Source organism: Parasynechococcus sp. (genome assembly GCF_042954245.1).
Classification (GTDB): domain Bacteria; phylum Cyanobacteriota; class Cyanobacteriia; order PCC-6307; family Cyanobiaceae; genus Parasynechococcus.
Window position 1 is genome coordinate 1 of sequence record NZ_JBGKDP010000171.1, and the last position, 2326, is coordinate 2326.

The window sequence follows — 2326 nt, forward strand, 5'->3', positions numbered from 1 at the left end:
GCCGTAAATCAACCCGTGCAGCTCAGGGTCCTGCATGTAGCCCAGCACACGCGCCGGGTAATCCAGTTTTCCGTTGTGCAGATAGGTGAGGGTGGCGATCGCCTTGGCATCCAGGTAAGAGCGACTCGCTTGCAGCATCAAGCTCTCCGGCAGGCCAAGGGCTAGCTTCAGCCGCTGGAACTTCGCCGCCAGAAGGGTGATGTTCATCTCGGGGTCCAGCAATTGATTGCGGGCCCAGCTGATCTCCTCCTGCGTTGGGTTCGCCGGCAGCCGGTTCTGATGGATCATTTCCGAGACGCCGATCTGAGCGAGTCCGTGGGTCTTCACCAGACCGGAATGGGCGATGAAGGGAAGGCTCTCCCCCGGTTTGGCGTGGTGGATTTCATCAAATAGAACGGCGGTGATCAGCATCGGATTCACCTGATGTGCCGCTGCTTGGCGCAGGATCACCGGCTTCAGCTCGCGCAGGCGATCCAGGGTAGATGAGCGCAATGGTTTGAGCTGATCAACTCCGCTGGTGAACAGCTGGGCCAGCTGCGTCTGGGGGCCATGCACCCCGAAGCGCCGTTGCAGCAGCTTCAGTTCTTCGGGGGAAAAGTCTGTGGGCTCGAGCCTGTCTTCCACAACAACAGGCGCCTGATCGCCAGGCTCAGCGTTCGGCTGTGACCAATGGCCGACCAAGCAGACGCTCGCTGCCACCGCCAGAAAAGCTGTTGTCCATCGCAATGGCTCTGCCATGGGGGATGGATATGAGAACAGTGGAAGACGACATGAAACTAGCTGGGGTGTCCTTTTACGCAGGCATCCCGTCAGATTCTGGATACGTTCGGCAGGTCTGCATCGTCTACCTGGCATGAGCTTCCCGGATTTCAACGCTTCCGACGCTCATATTCAGTGGCAGAGGTTCTGCGATCTCAGCTGGTACCACGATGATCTGGACATCTGGCTCGACATCAGCCGGATGCACGTGAATGCGACTGATCTGCAGCAGCTGCAGCCACGGATGGACAAGGCTTTTGCTGCGATGCGGGAGCTGGAAGCCGGTGCCATCGCCAATCCGGATGAACAGCGCCAGGTGGGTCACTACTGGCTGCGCACCCCCGAACTCGCCCCCTCCTCAGAGCTGCAGCAGCACATCTCCAGGGAAATCGATCTGATCGCAGCCTTCGGGCGCGATGTGATCAACGGAACGATCAAGGCGCCCAACGGCGAAGCCTTCACCGATGTGCTCTGGATCGGCATCGGTGGCAGTGGTCTGGGACCCACCTTGATGATCAAGGCTCTGCAGAACCCGGGCGAGGGCCTGCCCTTTCATTTCTTTGACAACGTCGACCCCAACGGGATGAGTAACGTCATGGCGGGGTTGGAGGGTCGTCTTGACCGCACTCTGGTGGTGACGGTGAGCAAGTCGGGGGGCACCCCTGAACCCCACCTTGGCATGGAGCAGGCCCGCCATCGCCTCGAGGCCGCTGGTGGCCAGTGGGCCGGTCAGGCTGTTGCTGTGACGATGCTCGACAGCAAGCTGGACCAGCAGGCTCAGGCAGAGGGGTGGCTCAAGCGCTTCGACATGTTCGATTGGGTGGGGGGCCGGACCAGCATCACCAGTGCCGTTGGTCTGCTGCCCGGTGCTCTGATTGGTTGCGACATCCGCGACTTCCTCACTGGCGCATCCCAGATGGATGCCGCCACCCGTGCAGCGGATCTGCGCCGCAATCCAGCGGCCCTCATGGCCGCCTCCTGGTATGTGGCCGGTGGTGGTCGCGGTCAGCGCGACATGGTTGTTCTGCCTTACCGCGACCGCCTGGAGGTGTTCAGCCGCTACCTCCAGCAGTTGGTGATGGAATCCCTGGGCAAGCGCCTGGATCGCAACGGTGAGGTGGTTCACCAGGGCATCGCCGTTTACGGCAACAAAGGCTCCACCGACCAGCACGCCTACGTGCAGCAACTGCGCGACGGTGTCGACAACTTCTTCGCCACCTTCATCGAGGTGCTCGAGGACGTGAGCGATATCCCCATGATTGACGGGGAATGCCCCGGCGACTTTCTCGATGGTTTCCTGCAGGGCACGCGCTCGGCCCTCACCGAGGGTGGGCGCCAGAGCATGACGATCAGCATGCGCCGCTTTGATGCACGCCGTCTCGGCGCTTTGATCGCTCTGTTCGAGCGCGCCGTCGGTCTCTATGGCGAACTTGTGAACATCAACGCCTACCACCAGCCCGGTGTTGAAGCCGGTAAGAAGGCGGCGGCGGCGATTCTCGACCTTCAAGGCCGTGTGGAAACGATCCTGGCCGACGGTGTGGCCCGTTCCGCCGATGAGATCCGATTG

The 2326-nt window shown here is 61.3% G+C and carries 2 protein-coding genes; one reads left to right on the forward strand and one right to left on the reverse strand.

The window, feature by feature from the left end; translation table 11 throughout:
- A partial coding sequence (locus ACGVJ8_RS07675; RefSeq protein WP_392346932.1) for a helicase DnaB occupies positions 1-738 on the reverse strand: 738 nt, incomplete at its 3' end.
- Between the two features lie 115 nt (positions 739-853).
- Between ACGVJ8_RS07675 and ACGVJ8_RS07680 the strand changes: the two genes are divergently transcribed.
- On the forward strand, positions 854-2326 hold a 1473-nt coding region (locus tag ACGVJ8_RS07680), incomplete at its 3' end, for a glucose-6-phosphate isomerase (RefSeq protein ID WP_392346934.1).